Consider the following 21993-nt stretch of genomic DNA (forward strand, 5'->3'; position numbering starts at 1 on the left):
GTTTACAATGGCATCAGCGCAAATGTCGCCACATATGCATAGGCAAAAATAAACGCTGAAAAGTTCGCTACCAGCGCCGCCAGGTAGCCGCGCGAAAAGGTCGTGCGTCGCAGCAGCGCCAGCACGAAGCCCTCAGCGATCCAGGCGATCAGCAGCGCCAGCAGCAGGGCCAGGAAGATGTTGGGAACGCTCAGGATCAAGCGGCTCAGCAGCACGATCACGACGGCCGAGATCAGATTGGCGATCAGCGAGTCGCGGAAGCTGCCTTTGAGATCCGCCCATCGGGTCTGAAACAGTATCAGCGCGTCAATAATAATCGAGACGACCAGAAAGACGAACGGGAAGGTGCCGGCGGCAAGAAGGCTGGTATCGAGCATGGGTTGTGCCTGTGAACATACGGCGACCGGGCGGGCATGGTTTAGTGGTCTGTGAACGACGTTTTTCGCTAAATCCCGCCCCCTCCCCAACCCTCCCCCGCTGGGGGAGGGAGTCTGACTCCTCCCCCCAGCGGGGGGAGGTTGGGAGGGGGACGAAAACGCCAGAAAACTTGCTTTATAGACCAAGATGCTCTATCTCCCGGCCGGTTCTTCGAGATAGGACAGCCTCGCGGCGAAGATCGCCGCCCTCTGTAGCGCGGCGCTGAACATCGCGTCGCGACTGAGGAGCCGTAGTTCGGCGGCCACCAGTTCGGCCAGTGATGGCTCGACACAGCGGGTGAGCCGACGCACCGGGGGATGGCCGGCGACCTCCGCGCTGGTCAGGACATGCCCCTGATCGTCGGTGCGCTGCACGTGAAAATCGGCGGTTACGCCGTCGAGCGCGCGCAGGCGCAACGAGGCCAGACCCGGCGTGGCGCCGCCGACCGGGGTGATGATGATCGTCACCAGGCGAATGGCCCGCGGGCCAACCCCGACCGCCGGACGACGCAGGTGCAGGCGCAGCGTTGCGCCCTCGATGCTCACAGCGTCCTCCAGCGGCGTCCAGTCGAGACAGGCGGCGAGCCAGCCGGTGATAAGCAGTCCCGGAACAGGATTCAGCCGCTCGCCAGCGGGCACGTAGCCGATTTCGACCTGATCCAGCCGGCGAAGGTGAGGCAACAGCGGGCGCGTATCGAAGAACTGAGCGGTCAGTTCGCGCCACGGGGTCAACGCGGCCCAGCCCAGGTCGCTCAGCGCCACCCGGCGTGACGCTCCCACCGGTGTTCCCGGATCACGATCAAAGACGGCCATGCGCTTCAGATCGCGCGCGGGATCGGTCAGGTCGCGCGAGTCGATGATCAGCCGGTCAATCACCCCCAGCAGGCGGGGGAGCAGCGGATCATCGAAGGGCGCCGGGCCGGGAAGCCAGAGAACCACCGGCAGGTCGGGCGCCAGCAGGGCCAGGATGAGCGAGGCGATCTGCGCAGTGACCGGGCCGCGGGCGTCAATGCTGATCTGCTCGCCGCAGACCTGGGGCACGCCGGGGGCGCTCAGCAGGCAGTTGGCCTGCACCCAGGCTTCAATGCGCGGCGGCGTCTCTTCGGGACGGCAGATCGCCAGCAGGGTCCGGTTGGGGTGGCTCGCCACCAGGTCGCGCGCGACGGCGCTGATCCGTTCGGCCATGGCCGGGTCGGTGGCGCGGGCAATCAGGTTCAGGGTCAGCGCGCGGGTCACCGCCTCGCCGCTGGCAGACGTCTCGGCGGTCTCCTGCCAGAGCCGCTGCAACTCGCTCTCGATCGTGGCGCTATCAACAAAGGGAAGCGTGTTCATAGTCGGCGCCAGGCGCGGCCATCGCGGGCGATGAACGCATCGGCGGCGGCGGGCCCCCAGGCGCCGGCCTCGTAGTTGGGGAAGTTCTGCGGCGGACCGGCGGCCCAACCCTCCAGGATTGGCGTGAGCAGCGCCCAGCTTGCCTCGACCTCGTCGCGCCGGGTGAAGAGCGTGCTATCGCCGAGCATGCAATCGAGCAACAGGCGTTCGTAGGCTTCGGGTGAAGCCACCCCGAACGAAGTTCCGTAGCGAAAATCCATCGTCACCGGGCGGATCTGGGCCTGGCCCGGCACCTTGGAGCTAAACTTGAGCGTGATGCCCTCGTCGGGCTGGATGCGGATCGCCAGGACGTTCGGTTCGATCTCGTTGACCGGCGTGTCGGCAAAGAGGAGCGTTGGCACGCTGCGGAACTGGATGGCAATCTCGCTCACCCGGCGCGGCAGGGCCTTGCCGCTGCGCAGGTAGAATGGCACGCCGGCCCAGCGCCAGTTCTCAACGAAGAGCTTGAGCGCCACGTAAGTCTCGGTCTGCGAATCAGGGGCCACGCCGCGCTCTTCGCGGTACCCGCGCATAAGCCGCCCGCTGACGCTGCCGGGGCCGTACTGGCCGCGCACGGTAAACCGCTCCGCCTCCGCCGGAGCAATGGGCCGGATCGCGCGCAGGACCTTCACCTTCTCGTCGCGCACCGCGTCGGCGTCGTAGGCTACGGGCGGCTCCATCGCCGTCAGGGTAAGCAACTGGGTGAGATGGTTCTGGATCATATCGCGCAGGGCCCCGGCGCGGTCGTAGTAGCCGCCGCGGTCCTCCACCCCCAGGCTCTCGGCCACGGTGATCTGCACGTGATCCACGTAGCGCCGGTTCCAGATCGGCTCGAAGATGCCGTTGGCGAAGCGAAACACCAGCAGGTTCTGGACCGTCTCTTTGCCCAGGTAATGGTCAATCCGGTACACCTGGCGTTCATCAAAGACGGCGAGCACCTGCCGGTTGAGGTCGCGGGCGCTCTCCAGGTCGCGGCCAAAGGGCTTTTCGATGATGATCCGCGTCCAGCCGTCGCCGGGGGAGCGATTGAGGCCGTGGTCGCCAAGCCGGGCGATGATCTCGGGGTAGGCTTCGGGCGGGGTGGCCAGGTAGAAGACACGGTTGCCGCCGGTGTCGCGCGCTGCGTCAATCGCCGCCAGGCGCTCGGCGAGACGCGCGTAGCCCGCCGGGTCGTCGAAACTGGCGCGGTGGTAAAAGATCCCCTCGGCGAAACTGGCCCACAGCGCCTGCTCCACCGGGCGGGTGCGCGAATTAGCATTGACCGCCTCGAGCAGTATCTGGCGAAAGGCGGCGTCGTCCCAGTCGCGGCGGGCGAAGCCCACCACCGAGAAGCCGCCCGGCAGGCGCCGCTCGCGGGCCAGATTGTAGAGCGCGGGCACCAGCTTGCGGCTGGTCAGGTCGCCGCTGGCGCCGAAGATAACCATGATGCACGGTTCCGGCGTGCGCCAGAGCCGCAGCCCTGCCCGCAGCGGGTTTTCGAGAGAGGTGGCGACGCCGTCGCTCATGGTGAATGCTCGCTGGCCCGCGGGCCGAAGCAGCGGCATAGCCGCTGCTTCAGCCCTGCTCCTCCACCGTCTTCACCGCGTGCCCGCCGAACTGCTGGCGCAGGGCGGCAAGCACCTTCGCGCTGAAGCTATCCTCCTGGCGCGAGCGGAAGCGCATCTGGAGCGACAGGGTGATGATCGGCGCCGGCACGTCCAGATCAATCGCCTCCTGCACCGTCCAGCGGCCCTCGCCGCTGTCCTCCACGTAGCCGCGAATGCTGGCGAGCCCGGGGTCCTGGGCGAAGGCCCGTTCAGCCAGTTCCAGCAGCCATGAGCGCACCACGCTGCCCTGGTTCCAGAGGTGGCTGATGCGCCGCAGGTCGAAATCATAGCGCGACTGGCGGAGGATCTCGAAGCCCTCGGCGTAGGCCTGCATCATCCCGTACTCGATGCCATTGTGGATCATCTTCACAAAATGGCCGGCGCCGTGCGGGCCGCAGAGCATGTAGCCGTCAGGGGGAGCGAGCGTCTGCAATAGCGGTTCGACATAGGCGAAAGTGTCGGGGTCGCCGCCAACCATGGTGCAGTAGCCCAGTTCCAGGCCCCAGACGCCGCCGCTCACCCCGGCGTCGAGGAAACGAATGCCGTGGGCCGCCAGTTGCTCCGCGTGGGCGATGCTGGCGCGGTAGTTGTTATTGGCCCCGTCAATCAGGATATCGCCAGGTTGCAGCAGCGGAGTAAGGCTGGCAAGATACTCATCGGTGGCCTTCCCTGCCGGCAGCATGAGCCAGACGACCCGGGGCGCGGGCAGGGCCTGCACCAGTTCCTCAAGGGTGCGGGCCGCCACAGCGCCGTGGGCGTCCGCCAGATCGCGCGCCTTCTCGAAGGTGCGGTTGTAGACGACCACCCGGTGCCCGCCCCGCAACCAGCGGATGGCCATGTTGGCTCCCATCCGGCCCAGACCGATCAAGCCAAGTTCCATACATGCTCCTGAACGATGGGTCACGTGCGCCAGGGCATTATACACTGTTCGGGCGCACACACGCGCCGGTTGTGGTATGCTACAGGGAACCCTGGATGGTAAATGAATCTGTGGGAGTGCAACCCGGAGGGTTGCGCCACGATGATCTATGTTCAGGCCCTGAGGCAACAAGGATCACCTATGGCCCGCGCGCGGCACTGCTGGGACCCATCGCTCTGGGTCAGCCTCAAGCCTTTTGGCATCGGTGAGCAGCGTCCCAACAATTACCTGGAGATCTGGAAGGCGCTGGTTGAAAACCGCGATCAGTTGCCCTACGCCTGGCGCATCCTCAGCCAGGGCGTATGCGATGGCTGCGCCCTGGGCACCACCGGTCTGAGCGACTGGACGTTAAGCGGCGTGCACCTGTGTAACATCCGCCTGCGCCTGCTGCGTCTCAACACGATGCCGCCCTTCGCTCCCTCGCTCCTGGCCGATGTGCGGGCGCTCGCTGGCAAGTCCAGCGGCGAGTTGCGCGCTCTGGGCCGGCTGCCGTGTCCGCTGGCGCGGCGGCGCGGCGAGACAGGCTTTCGGCCCCTGAGCTGGGACGCGGCGCTGGATCTGGCAGCGGAGCGCATTCGCGCTGCCGCCCCTCAGCGTCTCGGCTTCTACCTCACCAGCCGGGGCATGCCTAACGAGAGCTACTACATGGCCCAGAAGGCGGTGCGGGCGATGGGCACGAACTCGATTGACAACGCCGCCCGCCTCTGCCACGCGCCCAGCACCGTGGCGCTTAAGGGCAGCCTGGGCGTCGGCGCGACCACCTGCTCCTACAGCGACTGGCTGGAAACCGACCTGATCGTCTTCATCGGCTCGAACGTGGCCAACAATCAGCCCGTCGCCACCAAGTATCTCTACCATGCCCGGCGCAACGGCGCGCGCATCGTCTGTGTGAACAGCTACCGCGAGCCGGGAATGGAACGCTACTGGATCCCTTCGATCGCTGATAGCGCCCTCTTTGGCACAAAACTGGCCGAGACCTTCTTTCTCATTAACACCGGGGGCGACGTGGCCTTCCTCAATGGCGTGCTCAAGCACATCCTCGCCGAGGGGTGGTACGACAACGATTTTGTGAGCCGGTACACCAGCGGTTTCACGGCGCTCCGCGAATGTCTTGACCGGCAGCAGTGGGAGGAGTTAGAGGCCGAGTCAGGCGCGAGCCGGGCTGAGATGCGCCACCTGGCCGAACTGGTTCGCGATGCTCCGCGGGCCGTGTTTGTGTGGAGCATGGGAGTGACGCAGCACGCGCACGGGGAGGACGGCGTGCGGGCCATCCTCAATCTGGCGCTGAGCAAGGGCTTCGTCGGGCGTCCCGGCTGCGGGGTGATGCCCATTCGCGGCCATTCGGGGGTGCAGGGCGGCGCCGAGATGGGCGCCTACGCCACGGTGTTCCCCGGCGGCGAGCCGATCACCGAGGCCGCGGCCGAACGTCTGGAGCGGCTGTGGGGCTTCCGCCCGCCCACCCAACCGGGTATGACCACTCCCGAGATGCTCGAGGCGGCCTTTCGTGGCGAACTCGACGTGCTCTTCGCTGTTGGCGGCAACTTCATAGAGGTGATGCCCGAGCCGGAGCATGCCCGCGCGGCGCTGGAGCGCGTGCCGCTGCGGGTGCACATGGACATCGTGCTCTCCAGCCAGATGTTGATCGAGCCGGCGGATACGGTGCTCTTGCTCCCCGCGACCACGCGCTATGAAATCCCCGGCGGCGTCACCGAAACCAGCACCGAGCGGCGGTTGATCTTCAGCCCCGAGATCCCCGGCCCGCGCGTGCCGCAGGCGCGCTGCGAGGCTGAGGTCTTTGCCGAGCTGGCCGCCCGCGTGCGCCCCGATCTGGCCGAGCGGCTGCGCTACCGGGGCATGGCCGCGATCCGCGAGGAGATCGCCCGGGTGATCCCCTTCTACGACGGCATCCAGCACCTGCGGAAGCAAGGCGACCAGTTCCAGTACGGCGGGCCGCACCTCTGCGCGGGGTGGCGTTTCCCCACGCCCGATGGCAAGGCGCGTTTCGCGCCCGTGACGCCGCCGCGCACCGCCGTACCTGAGGGTATGTTCCGCCTCAGCACTCGCCGTGGCAAGCAGTTTAACAGCATGGTGCACGAGCAGCGCGATGCGCTCAACGGCGCCACCCGCGACGCGGTGCTGATGAACCGCGCCGACGCTATGCGCCTCGGGTTGCGCAACGGAGACGCCGTGCGCCTGGTGAACGAGCGTGGCGAATACCGGGGCCGGGTGCTGCTGGCGCCGCTGCGGCCGGGCAATCTCCAGGTCCACTGGCCCGAAGCCAATCACCTGCTGAGCCGCGACAGTTGCTCGCCAGAGGCCCGCATTCCCGATTACAACGCTCTGGTGCGCGTCGAGCGCCTGTGAGTCTGACCGTCCCCCGGACCCGCTCGCCGCCCGTGGCTCAGGAACGGGAAAAAAATGGGCCGGGAGGGCGAAAACCCTCCCGGCCTCGCATCCAGAGTGACGGGACAGGGCGATGGAGTTGCCGTCAAAAGCCCGGCCGCGTTTGCGAAGGCGCCGGGAAGGTCTGACCACGCCGCCGCTGCAGAACTTCTTGCAACGGAGGCGCTACCAGTTCATTAACCACCAGGACCAGCGCTACAATCCAGCCCATCAACGCTCCGCCGATCATACCGACGCCTATCATCGCCGCGATGATTGAGATCATATCCATGGCACACCTCGAATTCGTGATCGTGGGCCTTGCACTCCTCCCAATCCCCTCCCTCTCTACTTGCAGTGGAGAGGGAGGGGGCGCCGGGCGGAACGAAAAGCGAGCGTATGCAACCAGGCATTCTGATGGTACCAGGGGCTGGCGCAGGCAGTTAGAGAAAGAATTCGACGGTGGTGAGAGCAGATCTCCCGCCGCGAGGAGGGAAGGTTCATGACCAGACGCGGGGCGCAGCGGATCATGGTCTGGACGTTCAACGAAGGTGTCGGGCGATCGCGTCGCGATGAACTGGCGGTTGAGGAGCCGCTCGAAGTACGGTTGCGAGCGGGGGCGGCGCAGCGCAGCCTGGCCATCACCATGCGCACGCCGGGCAACGACTTCGAGCTGGCTGCCGGCTTCCTCTTTAGCGAAGGGCTGATCGCTGATCGCCACGACGTTGCGCAGATCGCGTACTGTGTCGATCCCCAGGTAGACGGTGAGCAGCGCTACAACATTGTGCAGGTGGTGTTGCGGCGGGAGGAATTGCCCGATCTGACGACCTTCACCCGGCATTTCACGATGGGGAGCGCCTGCGGGGTGTGTGGCCGCGCGGGGCTGGACACGCTGCGCGGACGTGGCTGTGCGCCGCTGGCTTCGGGGCCGCTTATCCGCCCCGAAGTGATAACGGCGCTGCCGCGGCGACTCCAAGACGCTCAGGGATTGTTCAGCCGCACGGGGGGGTTGCACGCCGCCGCGCTCTTCGACCCGGAGGGAGCATTGCTGGTCTCCCGCGAGGACATCGGACGTCACAACGCCCTGGACAAGCTCATCGGCTGGGCGCTCCTCGCCGGGCGCGTGCCGCTGGCCGGCGGCGTATTGATGGTGAGCGGCCGGGCCAGTTACGAGATTGTGCAAAAGGCCCTGGTGGCCGGTATTCCCATTGTGTGCGCGGTCTCCGCGCCGAGCAGCCTGGCGGTGCAGGTGGCCCGCGAGTTCGGGATGACGCTGATCGGGTTCGTCCGTGGCGCTCGTTTCAACGTGTACGCGGGAGTGGAGCGGGTTGGCTTGCCTGCCAGTACTTCCCGGCCTGATGCATAGGGGCCGGACGATGGAGGGTACACAAAAACACGAAAGGGAGGGTGTCGCCCTCCCCTTCGGCTGTGACTATCTGACAGGGATCAGCCGACGTTGATCTGGATCTTGCGCGGCTTGACCTCTTCAGCCTTGGGTACGCGCAGCGTGAGCACGCCATTCTCCAGGCGGGCCTCGATAGCATCGCCGCGAACCGTGCTCGGCAGGGTAATGGAGCGATTGAAGCGTCCGTAGCGGCGCTCGATGCGATGGTAGTTGCGCTCGTGCTCTTCGGCGCTCCTCTTCACCTCGCCGCTGATCGAGAGCACCCCGTTCTCGATGGTGACGTTCAGGTCGTCAGCCTTCATCCCCGGCACGGCCAGCTCGACGATGTAGGCGTCGGGCGTCTCGCTCAGGTCGAGCGCGGGTACGAAGCTGCCATCGCGGGTAGGCATCATCGGAACGAAGCTCTCTTCGAACAGGCGGTTCACGGCCTCACGCAGCGTCATCGCCTCCTGGAACGGATCCCAACGAGTCAGGCTCGTCATCTTACCACCTCCCTGTGTGTATTGTGTTCAGTTCTGTGCAGTCCGGCGCTGCACCTGCAGCGCTTTCGTTCTGGCGCTACTGTAACGCGGAAGTGTTAGATGAACGTCTAAGCGATGTTAGAAAGGCGTAAATGGTGGGGAGACAGGGGGGGAGGCGGGTTCTCAGGTGTAGGGTTTTTCGAGCGAGAAGCGGTTTTCGGCATTCCCATGCGCTTACGATCCTCACCCCCCGCTCCCGCGCGCGGGAGCGGGGGGTTGGGCGTCCCAATGCCCCGGATGGCGCATGCGACGCGAGCGTGCGCCGGAAAACCCTCCACCTGAGAACGGGAGGTGGGGAGGTGGAGGGGTGTGCAGCGGTTGCTCTTGGATCCGCACAGCTTGCCATCCCCTGGCGCCTCTATGGTCCAGGCGGGAACTGAGCGCGGCCTGGCGTCTCGACGCCGTCGCCGAGAACGATGCCGCTGTCGGTGAGCACATTGCCGTAGGCGTCGGTGACGCGGAGCGTGTACGGGCCGGGCCCCATATCGCGCCCGACAAAGTAGTTGTAGTCCTGCCGCACCAGCGGCAGCCACTGCCCGGCGGCGGTGCGGTACTCCAGTTTGACGATCGGGTTGCGGTGGTAGCGCACCTGGATGGCCGTCCACCAGCGATTGCTGCCCTCTTTGACCCGGTAGGCGATGGCGCGTCCCAGCTCCGGGCTGATCACCCGCCAGGTAATGGGCACGATGCCCTTTTCGAGGGGAGCGATGCGGGCAAAGGCCTGGGCGCTCAGGTCAAGGTGCCCCCGTGTGCACTGAGCATCGGGACATTTGTCAACGATGCGCACCACGACGCTGCCCAGTTCGCCAAATACCTCGACGTAGGCCCCGCAGTAGACGGCGGCCGGGCCGCCCGCGGGGTTGCCTTCGGGATCGGGGTTGCCATAGTCTTCGTGGCTGATCGCCGCGACCATCAGGTCGCCGGGGGAGGGACCAAAGGAGCAGTTGCCGTCGCCCGTGGCGTTGTAGTACGTCGCCCGTCCGGCGCGCAACTCGTTCAGTGGCCGGGCAACGCTTAGCAGCGGCAGATAGATGGGGGCAGGCGGTTGGGACACGGTTGTGGTCAGGCTTCCCAGACCTGCCAGCGCCACGATGGTGACGAGCATCGCCCGCAGCGGAAGGAACATCGGAGCCGCCCTTTACTGCTTTTTAACCGCGCTGGCCCCAGTTAACCACATGTCGCTGCGGTATGCACGCCGGCAGCCTGGTACCATGGTCCTTATTGTGTGCTACAACTGGTCGGGAGGCGTTGCCCCGCGTCGGGGCAGTGGAGACTCTGGCGGGCGGGGACATGGGAGTCCCGATTTCTTCACCTTATGCAGGCCGCATATCTGGCGGCAGCAACGAGATGATGAAGGCGTACAGTCCTTCCGCCGCTGACAGCGCCCGCTCGAACCGGGGTCGGTCTGGTTCCTTCGCGTATCCGGGATACCGAAAAATTCGCGTATAGGGTGTCAGTTCTATGCCCGCATCAATCCAACTGACGAAGTCGGGTGCATATGCCGCGGCAGCGCGCACCAGGACCTCGATGTCAAGGATGCGCCCGAACTCGTGGTTGCACAGAACCAGATAGCCCCTGACCGCCTTCTCGGCTGCTTGCTGGCAGTGGCATATCGCGGTGTCGAGCAACGGCGGATCGTTGGCGGCCAGGACTTTCTTTGAGACGACCGCGCCCTTCCGAACACCGGGCGCAACCCGGAGGGTTGCATAACCGGCCCTTCCCAATAATGTTACACCAGCCTCTCAAGTTCCGCGATATATCCTTCGAGCACGGCAAAGGCCCGCTGCACCGGTTCGGGAGAAGCCAGATCCACCCCGGCGTGGCGCAGGATATCCAGGGGGTAGCGAGAGCTGCCGGCCTTGAGGAAGTCGAGGTAGCGTTCGGCCGCGCCGGGAGCGCCGGCCAGCACCCCTTCGGCGAGCGCGTGCGCGCCAGAGATGCCGGTGGCATACTGGTAGGTGTAAAAGTTGGCGTAGAGGTGGGTGGAGAACTGCATCCAGGTCGCGCCGACGCGCTCGCGATCCATCGCCACTTCGTCGCCGTAGCCCTCGGCAAACAGGTCGGCCATCAGGTTGATCAGGCTGTCGGCGGTCAGGGCCTCGCCTCGTTCGACCCGTTCGTGGATCTCGAGTTCGAAGCGCGCCAGGGTTGGCATCATGAAGAAGTAACGGTGGAAGTTCGATAGCGCCTCTTCGAGGATGCTGATCCGGGCCTCGCGCTCCTGGAGGCGCTTCAGGAGGTGGGCGCGCACCAGGGCCTGATTGAAGTTCGAGGCGACTTCGGCGAGAAAAAGGCCATAGTTGGCGTACACGAACGGCTGGCTGGCCCAGGTGTAGTACGAGTGCATCGAGTGGCCGAGTTCGTGAGCCAGGGTGCTGAGGCCGAAGATGTCGTCGTTGTACGACATCATGATGAACGGGTGCGTTCCCGGCGCGCCCATTGAGAAGGCCCCGGCGCGTTTTCCCCGATTGGGATACACGTCTACCCAGCGTTGCTCGAGGAGGCCCCGGCGCATCACCGCGACGTACTCTTCACCCAGCGGCTGCATCCCCTCGCAGATCCACTCGATGGCCTGGGAGTAAGGCACGCGGAGCGGCGCGCCGGTCAGCGGCGCCTTGATGTCGTAGACCTGCAACGCATCCAGGCCCAGGGCCCTGCGGCGCAGCCGCCAGTAACGGCGCCACAGCGGGAGGTGCTGCCGGAAGGTGGCGATCAGATGGTGAAAGACCTCGAGCGGGATGTCATTCGACGCCAGCGCCGCTTCAAGCGCCGAACGGTAGCCCCGCGCCCGGGCGATGAAGATGTTTTGTTTGACTCCCGTGGCCAGACAGTTGGCCTGAACGTGTTTGAGCGCCAGATGAGCGTCGGCATAATTCTCCCACGCGCTGCGGCGCACCTCCCGGTCGGGATGGGTCAGCAGGGCGTTAATCGCGCTCTGAGCGATCTCGAACGGTTGGCCCTGTGAGTCCCGGGCCGGGGCGAAGCGCAGGTCGGCGTTGGTCAGGATGCCGTGGGTGGCTCTAGCGGACGTGAACGGTTCGCTGAGCTGGCCCAGCAGTTCCTCGACCTCCGCCGAGCGCACGTGGGCGGCACGGCGGGCAAGGCGCTCGAAGTAGTGGGCATAATGGGCCAGACGGGGCTCGGTCCGGGTCCACTCCCGTAACTTTTCGGGTCCAATGGCGAGCATCTCCGGCTCGCCGAAGGCCAGGGCAGCGCTCAGCCGTCCGTTCAGCGCCGTGGCCCGATCCACACGAGCCTGAGCGGTCGCGTCAGTGGTGTTGACGGCGTAGAACATGCGGGCGTAGACGCCAACCCGCAGCGCGACGCGGAGCAACTCCTCGGCCAGTTCGAGGTAGCTGGCCAGGGTGGCCGGTCCGTCAGCAAGGCGCCCGCGATAGCCGGCCACTTCCTCCAGCCGGCTGGCGACCATACGCGCCGCCGCGGCCCATTCGGACTCGGTGGCGAAGACGCTGGCGGGATCCCAGGTGTATTCAGCAGGGATCTCGCTGCGCTCAGGGACAATCTGGTTCATTGGCATCGTTCTCTATCCTGAATCCGGCATCGCCGAACGTTGCAGGCTAACCCCTGGCTGAGTTCACGCAAGCCCCTGCGGGGCTTGTACGTCTTAGCCCGCTTCTTTCTGATCCTCCCGCGCGAGGGTTCTGGGCGCTCAGGCAAAACGCGCCGGGCGCTTCTCGCGGAAGGCCGCCACGCCCTCGGCGAAGTCCGGGTGAGCGCTGGCGGCCTCCTGGGCCATGGCCTCATAGTTGAGGGCCGCTTCGAGCGTGGCATGCTGCGAGAACTCCAGACTGCGCTTGATCAGACTGATGGCCAGGGAGGGGCCGCGGGCCAGTTCCAGGGCGAGGTCGCGGGCCGCCTGGGCGAGGTCGCCATCGGGCACAATGCGGTTGAGCATGCCCCACTGGAGAGCGGTAGGCGCATCGAGTTCGCCGCCGCGGGTCGCCAGTTCAAAGGTGCGCGCCTGGCCGATCAGTCGCGGGAGAGTGTAGGTCATGCCACAGTCGGGTATCAAGCCGATGCGGGCAAAGGCCACCACCAGGCGGGCGCTCTCGGCGGCCAGGCGCAGGTCGCAGGCCAGGGCCAGGCTGAGGCCGGCTCCCGCGGCCACGCCGTTGATCGCCGCGATCACCGGTTTCGGCAGCGCGCGTAGTTTGGTGACCAGGGGATTGTAGCTCTGGCGCAAACGTTCGCCAATCAGCGCCGCGGCCCCTTCGGCCGGGAACTCCCGCAGGTCCTGCCCGGAGCAGAACGCCTTCCCGGCCCCGGTGATCACCACCACCCGCACCTGCGGGTCGCGTTCGGCCTGTTGCAGGGCCGCCAGCAGATCGGCGTGCAGCTGGGCGTTCAGCGCATTGAACACCTCGGGCCGGTTCAAGGTGAGGGTTGCAACACCGTCGGCCGTCGCATAGAGGACAGTTGTATCCATAATAGAAAGCCCCTTTTTGCATCATTCCGAACAAAACCTCCCCCTGGCGAATGAGGAGTTGGCGCGATGGGTTTCTGCCCCCATCGGGCAGGGGCGTGGGGAAACCCGGTTTTCCCACCCTCCTCGACCAGGCGAGGGTAGGGGGAAACCCGGTTTCCCCGTATTTCTCCAACCTGAGTTCGGTAGGAGCGTGGGGAAACCCGGTTTTCCCTTGCCCCTCAGCGGCCCTGGAACACCGGCGGGCGCTTCTCGATGAAGGCGCGCATGCCTTCCTTCTGATCCTCGGTATCGAAGAGCAGGTAGAAATTACGCAACTCAATCGCCAGGCCCTCCCGCAGCGTCGTCTCGGCGGCCGCCCGCACGGCCTCCTTTGCCAGTTGCACTGCCAGGGGCGCCTTTGCCGCCGCCTGGGCGGCCAGGCGCTGCGCTTCCTGGAGAAACCTTTCCACGGGGGCCAGCCGGTTTACCAGCCCGTACTGGTAAGCCTCCTGGGCCGAGATCGTCGCGCCGGTGAGGATCAGTTCCATCGCGCGGTAGGGGCCGATGGCGCGCGTCAGCCGCTGGGTTCCTCCCGCGCCTGGAATGATCCCCAGGTTGATCTCCGGCTGGCCGAACTGCGCGGTTTCACTGGCGACAATCATATCGCACATCATCGCCAGTTCGCAGCCGCCTCCCAGGGCATACCCGCTCACCGCGGCGATCAGCGGCTTGCGAAAGGCCGCAATGCGCGCCCAGCGCTCAAAGGCGCGACTGGTGAGCATGCCCATCGGCGACGCCTCGGCCATGGCCTTGATGTCGGCGCCGGCGGCGAAGGCGCGCGGCCCGCCGGTCAGCACCACGGCGCGGATCTGGTCGTCGGCCTCGCACTGCGCCAGGGCTGCGGTGAGAGCGTCAATCAACTCCGGACTGAGGGCGTTGAGCACTCTGGGGCGGTTGAGGGTCAGGGTGGCCACGTGGCCCTCGATGGTGGAGAGCACCAGTTGCTCGTCGGACATAGAGCCTCCCCCTGCTTCTATGGCGCGCTGTCAGCGCGCACTCGATGCTCCCTATCGTACCCTAACCCCGCAGAGGGCGTCAAAACCGGCGCCCCGCGCCGAGGTTCGTCCGAAGTCACCGCAGCGGACGCAGAGCGTTTGAAAACGCGCATCCCTCTGCATGCTCTGCGGTAAGGCTGCGTTTCGTTGCGGAACCTTCACCTGTAGTTGACGAGAAAATTATTCTATGCCTCAAATGTCTCGCTCACGAACTCTCTGGTTGCGGAAGATTTACTTCTAGTTTACAAAACAGTTATTTCAATTTTTACGGTTTGCTGTACGATGCCGTCAACGATTTCCCTACTTGCTTCAAAGTCGCTGGCAGCAATTCACCGGTGTAAGCTCTGCACTGGACTGGTGAATGTTTGCGCAAAAAACTCTGCACGGTCGTCCGCGGGCTGGCCATAGCGCGCAGCCCTGCCGGGAGAGCCGGGCTGGTCGCTGTCACCTTGACGACCTTGATGTGGATGGGCGCGGTTTGCAGAGGGACATTCAGCCAGGCGCCCGCTGCGGAGGCCGCATTTCGCCCGGCCCGTAATGAGAGGGCAACCTCACAGGCCGGGTCATCCACCTGTGCCGGATGGACATACGCCAGGCGAGGGCGTGGGAAGCGTGTCGCTTTCCACACTCCTAGCCACTGCCGGATCGAGTCGATAGACCAGCTAGAGGAGTAGCATCACACCAGCGCGCTCAACAATCCATACTCCGGGTGAGGAGGGAGCCACAATGAAAGTGTCACGGCGCGACTTTCTGAAGGCAACCGGTCTGGTGGCAGGTGGGTTGCTGTTGCCGACCGGCACTGCCGCAGCCGCAGCAACGGCGGCGACGGCGACCATCTTTCCCCTGCACAAACGTCTGGGCGAAGCGACCAGCGTGTGCCCCTACTGTAGCGTGGGTTGCGGCGTGTTGATTGCCACCGACGTCCACGGGCGTATCGTGAACACCGAGGGCGACCCCGACAACGTGCTGAATCGCGGCGCGCTCTGCTCCAAGGCTCAGTCCATCATTCAGCTCTCCACCGACCCCAAACGGCTCCGCAAGGTGCTTTACCGCGCCCCGAACAGCACGGCCTGGGAAGAAAAATCGTGGGACTGGGCCATCACCGAGATTGCCAGACGGGTCAGGGCCACCCGCGATGCCACCTTCCGCGAAAAAGACGGCGAGGTGACGGTCAATCGCACCGAGGGGATCGCCTGGCTGGGCGGCGCGGCCAACAATACCGAAGACTGCTACCTCGCCTCCAAATTCGCCCGCGCCCTCGGCATCGTGTATCTCGAGCATCAGGCGCGTCTCTGCCATTCCTCAACCGTGGGCGCCCTGGGGCCGACCTTCGGGCGCGGCGCGATGACCAACCACTGGGTGGACCTCAAAAACAGCGACGTGTTCCTGGTGATGGGCAGCAACCCCGCCGAGAACCACCCGGTCTCCTTCCGCTGGATCACAAAAGCGATGGAAGAGCGTGGCGCGAAGCTGATCGTCGCCGACCCGCGCTTCACCCGCTCAGCCGCCAGGGCCGATCTCTATGTGCCCTTCCGCTCCGGCACCGATATCGCCTTTATTGGCGGCTTGATCAACTATGCCATTGAAAACCGGCTGTACAACGAGGAGTATGTCAGAGCCTACACCAATGCCCTGACCCTCATCAATCCCGACTACCAGGGGCCGGACGAACTCGATGGGCTGTTCGTCGGCTACGATCCAGAGAAGCGCACCTATGACCAGTCGGCCTGGCAGTACCAGACCGAGAAGGTCAAAGTCAAGGTTAAGGAGCGCGACGCTTCCGGCAACGAGGTCGAGGTCGAGAAAGAAGCGACCGTTCCGAAACGGGCCTCCTCGCTGGAGGACCCGCATACGGTCTTCGCGATCCTCAAGCGCCACTTTGCCCGCTACACTCCCGAGATGGTTGAACGCATCTGCGGCACTCCGCGCGATCGCTTCCTCGAGGTGGCGCGCCTGTACTGTTCGACCGGCGCTCCCGATAAGGCGGGGACGATCCTCTACGCCATGGGCACGACACAACACACCGTCGGCGCGCAGAATGTCCGCGCCTATGCCATCCTGCAACTCCTGCTCGGTAATATCGGCATTCCCGGTGGCGGCGTGAACGCCCTGCGCGGCGAGTCCAACGTTCAGGGTTCGACCGATATGGGGTTGTTGTACCAGGACCTTCCGGGTTACCTCGGCCTGCCGACCGTCAAGCAGCCAGATTACCAGACCTTCGTCGCCAAGTATGCCAGAACCAGTTTCTGGGCCAACGGGCCGCGCTTCTTCAACAGCCTGATGAAGGCCTGGTTCGGCGAGAAGGCGACCAGCCAGAATAACTTCGCCTACGACTATCTCCCCAAGCGCTCCGGGGACTACTCCTTCATGCCGATGTTTGAGGCGCTGCACCGGGGGACGATCAAGGGGATGTTCGTGATGGGCCAGAACCCGTTCGTCAGCGGCCCGAATGCCCGCTTCGAGCGCCAGGCCTTTGCGAACCTCGACTGGCTGGTGGTAATGGAGCTGTTCGACACCGAAACCTCATCGTTCTGGCGCGCGCCGGGGGTGGACAGCGCTTCCATCAAGACCGAGGTGTTCCTCCTGCCCGCCGCCGCTGCTGTGGAGAAGGCCGGAAGCGTGGTCAACAGCGGTCGAACCATCCAGTGGCGCAACCGGGTCGCCAACCCGCCCGGCGAGGCGAAGGAGGATATCTGGATCCTCGACCGGCTGATGCGGGCGATCAAGGCTGCCTACCAGGGCAGTACCGCCGTCAGGGACCGGCCCATCCTCGACCTGGTGTGGGATTACGGCGATCCGCCGCAGGCCGAGCGGGTAGCTCGCGAGATGAACGGGTACGCGCTGGAGGAGGTGAAGGACGCTTCGGATAAGGTGCTGGTGGCCGCTGGCGCAGTGCTCCCCTCCTTTGCCGTTATCGCCAATGCCGCCAATCCCGAGGTCATCGCCTGTGGCGCGTGGATCTACGCCGGCTACTGGGCGCCTGCCGATGATGGCACCGGTGTGATCATGCCCGCAGCCAGACGGCGCGGGCAGAACGATCCCGGCGGGATTGGCACCCATCCCTTCTGGGCCTGGACATGGCCCGCCAACCGGCACATTGTCTACAACCGCGCCTCGGCCCGCCCCGACGGCACGCCGTGGTCCGAAGCCAAGAAGCTCATCTGGTGGGATGCCGCCCAGAAGAAGTGGACCGGCTACGACGTGCCCGACTTCCCCGTCACCAAGGCGCCGGAGACGCAGGCCAATCCTGCCGGTGTCAGCCTGGCCGCTCAATCCGGGGCCGATGCCTTCATCATGAAGCCCGATGGCAAGGCCTGGCTGTTCACCCCATCGGGGATGGCCGACGGCCCGTTGCCCGAGCATTACGAGCCGCTCGAGTCGCCTGTCGCCAATCCGCTCTCCCGCACCCAGTTCAATCCGGTGGTCAAAGTGTACGACACCGACCGGGGCCAGGATATCGGCGACAACGTGGGCGCGCCCGATCGTTTCCCCATCGTCTGCACCACCTTCCGCCTCACCGAACACTGGCAGTCGGGAGCCATGACCCGCTATCTCCCCTGGCCCTCCGAGGCCCAGCCGGGCATGTTCGTCGAAATCTCCAACGCCCTGGCCGCCGAACGGGGTATTCGCAATGGCGACCTGGTGGAGGTGGTCAGCGCCCGGGGCGCGATCAGGGCCGTTGCGATGGTCACTGCCCGCTGGAAACCGTACACCATTAATGGTCGGCTGGTGCACCACATTGGCATGCCCTGGCACTTCGCCTGGCAAGGCATTGCCCGTGGCGCCAGCGCCAATGATCTCACGCCCCACGTCGGGGACGGCAATACGAACATCCCCGAATACAAGGCCTTCCTGGTTGACGTGCGGAAGCTGTAAAGGAGGCCGGTGATGACCAGACTGGCGATGCTGTTTGATGCATCCAAATGCATCGGATGCAAGAGTTGTCAGGTGGCCTGCAAGCAATGGTGGGGCCTGCCGGCCAGCGAGACGACCCAGGCGGGCAGCTACGAGAACCCTGCCGACCTGGAACCGAACACCTGGGCGCGGGTCACCTTCCACGAGTATGAGACGGACAATGGGTTCCAGTGGTTGTTCCTGGCCTGGGGGTGCGTGCACTGCACCCAGGCGGCCTGCGTGGACGTGTGTCCGACCGGCGCCCTCAAGCACAATGCGCTGGGCTTCGTATCGCTCGAACGCGAGGCCTGCAATGGCTGCGGCTACTGTAGCCAGGCATGCCCCTTCAAGGTGCCCCGGATGGAGACCATCAATCTGCTGACCGGTGCAGCCAGAGCCTCCAAATGCACCTTCTGCCAGGATCGGGCGACCAACGGCCTGACCCCCGCCTGCGTGAAAACCTGTCCCCCTGGCGCGCTGGAATGGGGCGAGCGCGATGCGCTCCTGGAGAAGGCCCATGCCCGGGTCGAGTGGTTGCGGAACCGGGGCTACACCCAGGCCCAGGTGTACGGCGAGACGCAACTCGGCGGCCTGGGGCGCCTCTTCGTCCTCACTGCGCCGCCCGAAGCCTACGGCTTGCCTGCCAATCCCCAGTACTCCTCCCTGATCACCGGCTGGCAGCAGATCGTGCAGCCCCTGGGCTATGTCGCCGTTGCCGCCACCACCCTCGGCCTGGCCTTCAACTGGCTGGCGACTCGCCGCGCTCGTCTGAGCAACCTCGAGGCCGTTGAGCCGGACGCAACTGACGAAAGTGAGGCATGAGCCATGGCCACCTCAACTGTGACCAAACCGTGCAAGGACCGGCGCCAGGTGCTGGTGATGCGCTTTACGGCCGGTGAACGCATTGCCCACTGGGTGCATTTCATCGCCTTTACCATTCTTCTGGGCACCGGCCTGTTCATGTATATCCCCGCCCTGCGCCCGTTCGCGGTCGGGGAAGCGGGCGAGGCCAGCCGTCTGGCCCATCGCGCCGCGGCGGTCCTGTTCATGGCCGCGCCCCTGATCTACCTCATCTGGTCGCCGCGCGACTTCTTCTACAGCCTGCGCGAGGCCCTGACCTGGGGGCCTGACGACCTGGGCTGGCTACGGGCGGCCTGGGGCTACTACACTCGCGGCGATACCACCCGGATGCCGCCCCAGGGCAAGTACAACGCCGGCCAGAAGTTTAATGCCCTGACCCAGATCATCACCTTCATCCTGTTCGTCATCAGCGGGATGATTATGTGGTTTGGCAAAGGAGTAGCGCCGCCAGCGGTCTTCCTGGCCAGCGTGATCGTCCACGACCTGTCAATGATCGCCACAGTGATGCTCTTCCTTCTGCACATCTACCTGGTAGCCGTGCATCCCCTGATGCGCGAGTCGATCACGGCGATGTTTGAAGGCACGGTCACAGAAGAGTTTGCGCGCGAGCACCACGGAAAGTGGCTGGCCGAACAGGAGCAGGAGCGGGTCTACCGGCGCTGCAGGGATGAGTAAGGCGATGGAGACGATCGAACAGTTGCGTAAGGCGCTGCCTCAGCGTCCTGAGATGCGCGAGACCCTGGAGTTGCACATTGCGCTGCTGGAGACGCGCGCCCGGGTCAATCCGCCGGCGCCCCCGCCGTTGCCCCCCGGCGTGGCGGAGGAATGTCTGGCCCGGGGTGAGCCGCTGCTCAACGCCGTGACCCTGGCGCCCGACTGGAGCGACCTGGCGCGCGCCTTTGGCAGGATCTGCGCGGTGGCCGCCGCCCATCGCTCTGCCGAGGCTGACGCCTTCCGCGCTCTCGCCGGCATTGCCGATAATCTTGAGGAACTGCGCGAAGCCGTCACCGAGCATCTAGAGAACACCGCGCATCCCGCCCGCCGGCCCGCCAGCGCGGCGACCTATGAGGCCACGTTGCTGGATTTCGCCCTCAACCAGGCCCTGCATCCCTTTCTCAACGTCTATGCGCGGACGTGGCAACCACTGGCGAGCGCCGAGACCTGGTATCGATCGTGGTGTCCCATCTGTGGCGGGCCGGCGGATATGGCCGCGCTCCTCCCCGGCGGGGGCGCGCGCCGGCTGCTCTGCGCGCGCTGCGACGCCGAATGGCAGGCTCTGCGTAGCGCATGCCCCTTCTGCGGTGAAACTACGCCGGGCCGTCTGGCCTACACCGTCAGCCAGGATGGGGTCTACCGTCTATACACCTGCGATACCTGCCGACGCTATCTGAAGACGATTGACCTGCGCGAACTGGCCTTTCCCGTCCATCTTCCCGCTGAACGGGTTCTCACCGTTGGCATGGACCTGATGGCTATCTCGTCGGGCTATCAAAGCGTATGATTGCCGCCTGGGCCGAACATGATCTGAGCTATCTCGAGATTGGCGATGGCGCCGTGGCGCCCGGCCGCAAGCCGATCATTCGGGAAACAAGTTGCGCGCTCTACGTCAATGGCCAGCGCTGGGTCTCGCTCCTCTGCACGCCTGCCGATCTCGATACGCTGGCCCTGGGCTTTCTGCGCACCGAGGGGCTGATCGAGTCTCTGGACGATGTCGTCGAACTCTCCGTGCGTTACCACGGCGAGACCAGCGTGGCCATCTGGCTCAAACGGAGTGATCTCACCCTCCCCCGACGACCGCCGTTGCCGTCCGCATGCGTCGGCGGGCTGACCTTCGCGCAGCGGGTCCATGCCAGTTACCGGCTGCCTGCTGGTCCGCGCCTGACGCCAGCGCAGATCTACGACCAGATGGCGCGGATGCTGGCCCACACGGCTGACCTCTACCACGATATGGGCGGCTTTCACGTCGCCGCTCTCGGCGACGGGCAGACGCTCCTGTTGAGCGCCTATGATGTGGGGCGTCACAATGCCGTTGACCGGCTCGCCGGATTGAGCCTGGTGCGTGGCGTGCCCACTACGGGCCGGGTGCTGCTCGTCACCGGCCGGGTTTCGACCGAAATGCTCCACAAAGCTGCCCGCCTGGGCATTCCGCTGGTGGCTTCGCGCAATTCCCCCACTGAATCTGCCGTGCGCCTGGCTCGCGCGTGGGGTGTCACCCTCTGCGGCTACGTCCGTGGCCGGCGCATGCACCTCTACAGCGCCCCGGAACGGCTGGGCTTCGATCCCTCGGCGGTGCAGGCCGCCTCATAGTCCTGGCTGTGCCTGTAGCGCAATCCTCTGGATTGCGCTACAGCAATCCTCTGGATTGCGCTACAGCGTTCTCTATTTCCGCCTCGCCCACACCTGGCGCCTCAATCAGGCGCGCGGGGAAACCTGGTTTCCTCATTCTGGTTCCATGCCGCGGGCGACAAAAACTCAAAACTGTCGCATAATTAAAAAAGAACGCCGCATCGAAACAGAAAGACTTCCAGGCCAATGGGTGTTGATCAACGCGAATACCGAACCACTATGGGTCTGTTCGCCACCGGGGTTGCCGTGATCACCGCGCGCTCCGGCGAGGAGACCCGTGGAATGACAGCCAACTCCGTCACCTCTGTCTCGCTGGAGCCGCTGCTGCTCCTGGTATGTGTGGACCGGCGGGCGCGCATGGCCCGGGTGATTACCGAAGCGCAGCGTTTCGCCGTAAACATCTTGCGCGCCGACCAGGAGGCCCTCTCGCGCCATTTCGCCGGGCGCCCCGATGCCGCGCTTGAGCCGCGCTTCGCCGACCTGGCGGGCGCCCCCGTGCTTGAGGACAGCCTGGCCGCCCTGGTCTGCGCAGTGGAACGGGTGCTCGACGGCGGCGATCACCTGATTGTCATCGGGCGCGTTGAGGCCCTGCGCCGCGCTGCCGAGGACGCCGCGCCGCTGATTTACTTCCGCGGGTCGTACTGCCGCCTGGCCGCCTGAGGCAGGCGGGGCGCCCGATCTTCCGGCTGATCGGGCGCGCAAATTTCGCTATACCGTTTCTCGAAAAGGTTCACCCGCAATGATAGCGACGCGAGTGCTCCGAGCCGCGCGGCTCAGTATCCTCGGCGGATCAAGCATGCCAGTCAGTGCT

General features: G+C 65.3%; 19 protein-coding genes. 8 read left to right on the forward strand and 11 right to left on the reverse strand.

Going from position 1 to position 21993, the window contains the following annotated elements; all coding sequences use genetic code 11:
- Positions 1-2: 2 nt before the first annotated feature.
- The 4 genes from NZU74_00710 to gnd all read right to left on the reverse strand — a co-directional run bounded on the left by NZU74_00710 (position 3) and on the right by gnd (position 4253).
- On the reverse strand, positions 3-377 hold the full coding sequence (locus NZU74_00710; protein MCS6879831.1) for a hypothetical protein: 375 nt from the start codon (positions 375-377) through the stop codon (positions 3-5).
- Between the two features lie 192 nt (positions 378-569).
- The gene (locus NZU74_00715; protein ID MCS6879832.1) at positions 570-1748 is read right to left on the reverse strand and encodes a glucose-6-phosphate dehydrogenase assembly protein OpcA; all 1179 of its coding nucleotides are present in this window, start codon (positions 1746-1748) and stop codon (positions 570-572) included.
- Complete coding sequence (zwf, locus tag NZU74_00720; GenBank protein ID MCS6879833.1) at positions 1745-3292, reverse strand: glucose-6-phosphate dehydrogenase; 1548 nt, start codon at positions 3290-3292, stop codon at positions 1745-1747. The genes NZU74_00715 and zwf overlap by 4 nt, the downstream gene beginning before the upstream one ends.
- Positions 3293-3341: 49 nt before the next feature.
- Positions 3342-4253, reverse strand: coding sequence for a decarboxylating 6-phosphogluconate dehydrogenase (gene gnd, locus NZU74_00725; protein ID MCS6879834.1), 912 nt, complete (start codon positions 4251-4253; stop codon positions 3342-3344).
- Positions 4254-4433: 180 nt separating this feature from the next.
- Between gnd and NZU74_00730 the strand changes: the two genes are divergently transcribed.
- On the forward strand, positions 4434-6656 hold the full coding sequence (locus tag NZU74_00730; GenBank protein ID MCS6879835.1) for an FdhF/YdeP family oxidoreductase: 2223 nt from the start codon (positions 4434-4436) through the stop codon (positions 6654-6656).
- A 124-nt stretch (positions 6657-6780) separates the two neighbouring features.
- On the opposite strand, the gene NZU74_00735 is transcribed toward NZU74_00730, so the two are convergent.
- Positions 6781-6960, reverse strand: coding sequence for a hypothetical protein (locus NZU74_00735; GenBank protein MCS6879836.1), 180 nt, complete (start codon positions 6958-6960; stop codon positions 6781-6783).
- Between the two features lie 216 nt (positions 6961-7176).
- Here NZU74_00735 and fdhD (NZU74_00740) point away from each other — a divergent pair, with 216 nt between their 5' ends.
- Positions 7177-8040: a formate dehydrogenase accessory sulfurtransferase FdhD gene (gene fdhD, locus NZU74_00740; GenBank protein MCS6879837.1), complete on the forward strand. Its 864-nt coding sequence runs from the start codon at positions 7177-7179 to the stop codon at positions 8038-8040.
- A gap of 80 nt (positions 8041-8120) precedes the next feature.
- Here fdhD (NZU74_00740) and NZU74_00745 read toward each other — a convergent pair whose 3' ends face one another.
- The 6 genes from NZU74_00745 to NZU74_00770 form a co-directional block, all read right to left on the reverse strand.
- The gene (locus tag NZU74_00745) at positions 8121-8561 is read right to left on the reverse strand and encodes an Hsp20/alpha crystallin family protein (protein MCS6879838.1); all 441 of its coding nucleotides are present in this window, start codon (positions 8559-8561) and stop codon (positions 8121-8123) included.
- Between the two features lie 397 nt (positions 8562-8958).
- Positions 8959-9726: a hypothetical protein gene (locus tag NZU74_00750; GenBank protein MCS6879839.1), complete on the reverse strand. Its 768-nt coding sequence runs from the start codon at positions 9724-9726 to the stop codon at positions 8959-8961.
- A gap of 187 nt (positions 9727-9913) precedes the next feature.
- The gene (locus NZU74_00755) at positions 9914-10228 is read right to left on the reverse strand and encodes a HEPN domain-containing protein (GenBank protein MCS6879840.1); all 315 of its coding nucleotides are present in this window, start codon (positions 10226-10228) and stop codon (positions 9914-9916) included.
- A 101-nt stretch (positions 10229-10329) separates the two neighbouring features.
- Complete coding sequence (gene pepF / locus NZU74_00760) at positions 10330-12132, reverse strand: oligoendopeptidase F (protein MCS6879841.1); 1803 nt, start codon at positions 12130-12132, stop codon at positions 10330-10332.
- Between the two features lie 138 nt (positions 12133-12270).
- Complete coding sequence (locus NZU74_00765; protein ID MCS6879842.1) at positions 12271-13047, reverse strand: enoyl-CoA hydratase-related protein; 777 nt, start codon at positions 13045-13047, stop codon at positions 12271-12273.
- Positions 13048-13265: 218 nt separating this feature from the next.
- On the reverse strand, positions 13266-14042 hold the full coding sequence (locus NZU74_00770) for an enoyl-CoA hydratase-related protein (protein MCS6879843.1): 777 nt from the start codon (positions 14040-14042) through the stop codon (positions 13266-13268).
- 765 nt (positions 14043-14807) lie between these two features.
- Between NZU74_00770 and fdnG the strand changes: the two genes are divergently transcribed.
- The 6 genes from fdnG to NZU74_00800 all read left to right on the forward strand — a co-directional run bounded on the left by fdnG (position 14808) and on the right by NZU74_00800 (position 21842).
- The gene (gene fdnG / locus NZU74_00775) at positions 14808-17957 is read left to right on the forward strand and encodes a formate dehydrogenase-N subunit alpha (GenBank protein MCS6879844.1); all 3150 of its coding nucleotides are present in this window, start codon (positions 14808-14810) and stop codon (positions 17955-17957) included.
- Between the two features lie 12 nt (positions 17958-17969).
- On the forward strand, positions 17970-18797 hold the full coding sequence (locus NZU74_00780; GenBank protein MCS6879845.1) for a 4Fe-4S dicluster domain-containing protein: 828 nt from the start codon (positions 17970-17972) through the stop codon (positions 18795-18797).
- A gap of 3 nt (positions 18798-18800) precedes the next feature.
- Positions 18801-19511: a cytochrome b/b6 domain-containing protein gene (locus NZU74_00785; protein ID MCS6879846.1), complete on the forward strand. Its 711-nt coding sequence runs from the start codon at positions 18801-18803 to the stop codon at positions 19509-19511.
- Positions 19512-19515: 4 nt separating this feature from the next.
- Positions 19516-20337 (forward strand): formate dehydrogenase accessory protein FdhE, encoded by an 822-nt coding sequence (locus NZU74_00790; protein MCS6879847.1) that lies wholly within the window; start codon positions 19516-19518, stop codon positions 20335-20337.
- The gene (gene fdhD / locus NZU74_00795; protein ID MCS6879848.1) at positions 20334-21143 is read left to right on the forward strand and encodes a formate dehydrogenase accessory sulfurtransferase FdhD; all 810 of its coding nucleotides are present in this window, start codon (positions 20334-20336) and stop codon (positions 21141-21143) included. The genes NZU74_00790 and fdhD (NZU74_00795) overlap by 4 nt, the downstream gene beginning before the upstream one ends.
- Positions 21144-21368: 225 nt before the next feature.
- Entirely contained in the window at positions 21369-21842 is a 474-nt protein-coding gene (locus NZU74_00800) for a flavin reductase family protein (GenBank protein ID MCS6879849.1), read from the forward strand.
- Positions 21843-21993 lie beyond the last annotated feature (151 nt).

This window comes from Chloroflexaceae bacterium (assembly GCA_025057155.1).
In the GTDB taxonomy this organism is placed as follows: Bacteria; Chloroflexota; Chloroflexia; order Chloroflexales; family Chloroflexaceae; genus JACAEO01.

What these genes read in the sequence shown, in the direction of transcription:
- NZU74_00710 (MCS6879831.1), bottom strand. Translation starts at nt 377, where the DNA reads ATGCTCGATACCAGCCTTCTTGCCGCCGGCACCTTCCCGTTCGTCTTT.
- NZU74_00715 (MCS6879832.1), bottom strand. Translation starts at nt 1,748, where the DNA reads ATGAACACGCTTCCCTTTGTTGATAGCGCCACGATCGAGAGCGAGTTG.
- zwf (MCS6879833.1), bottom strand. Translation starts at nt 3,292, where the DNA reads ATGAGCGACGGCGTCGCCACCTCTCTCGAAAACCCGCTGCGGGCAGGG.
- gnd (MCS6879834.1), bottom strand. Translation starts at nt 4,253, where the DNA reads ATGGAACTTGGCTTGATCGGTCTGGGCCGGATGGGAGCCAACATGGCC.
- NZU74_00730 (MCS6879835.1), top strand. Translation starts at nt 4,434, where the DNA reads ATGGCCCGCGCGCGGCACTGCTGGGACCCATCGCTCTGGGTCAGCCTC.
- NZU74_00735 (MCS6879836.1), bottom strand. Translation starts at nt 6,960, where the DNA reads ATGATCTCAATCATCGCGGCGATGATAGGCGTCGGTATGATCGGCGGA.
- fdhD (MCS6879837.1), top strand. Translation starts at nt 7,177, where the DNA reads ATGACCAGACGCGGGGCGCAGCGGATCATGGTCTGGACGTTCAACGAA.
- NZU74_00745 (MCS6879838.1), bottom strand. Translation starts at nt 8,561, where the DNA reads ATGACGAGCCTGACTCGTTGGGATCCGTTCCAGGAGGCGATGACGCTG.
- NZU74_00750 (MCS6879839.1), bottom strand. Translation starts at nt 9,726, where the DNA reads ATGTTCCTTCCGCTGCGGGCGATGCTCGTCACCATCGTGGCGCTGGCA.
- pepF (MCS6879841.1), bottom strand. Translation starts at nt 12,132, where the DNA reads ATGAACCAGATTGTCCCTGAGCGCAGCGAGATCCCTGCTGAATACACC.
- NZU74_00765 (MCS6879842.1), bottom strand. Translation starts at nt 13,047, where the DNA reads ATGGATACAACTGTCCTCTATGCGACGGCCGACGGTGTTGCAACCCTC.
- NZU74_00770 (MCS6879843.1), bottom strand. Translation starts at nt 14,042, where the DNA reads ATGTCCGACGAGCAACTGGTGCTCTCCACCATCGAGGGCCACGTGGCC.
- fdnG (MCS6879844.1), top strand. Translation starts at nt 14,808, where the DNA reads ATGAAAGTGTCACGGCGCGACTTTCTGAAGGCAACCGGTCTGGTGGCA.
- NZU74_00780 (MCS6879845.1), top strand. Translation starts at nt 17,970, where the DNA reads ATGACCAGACTGGCGATGCTGTTTGATGCATCCAAATGCATCGGATGC.
- NZU74_00785 (MCS6879846.1), top strand. Translation starts at nt 18,801, where the DNA reads ATGGCCACCTCAACTGTGACCAAACCGTGCAAGGACCGGCGCCAGGTG.
- NZU74_00790 (MCS6879847.1), top strand. Translation starts at nt 19,516, where the DNA reads ATGGAGACGATCGAACAGTTGCGTAAGGCGCTGCCTCAGCGTCCTGAG.
- fdhD (MCS6879848.1), top strand. Translation starts at nt 20,334, where the DNA reads ATGATTGCCGCCTGGGCCGAACATGATCTGAGCTATCTCGAGATTGGC.
- NZU74_00800 (MCS6879849.1), top strand. Translation starts at nt 21,369, where the DNA reads ATGGGTGTTGATCAACGCGAATACCGAACCACTATGGGTCTGTTCGCC.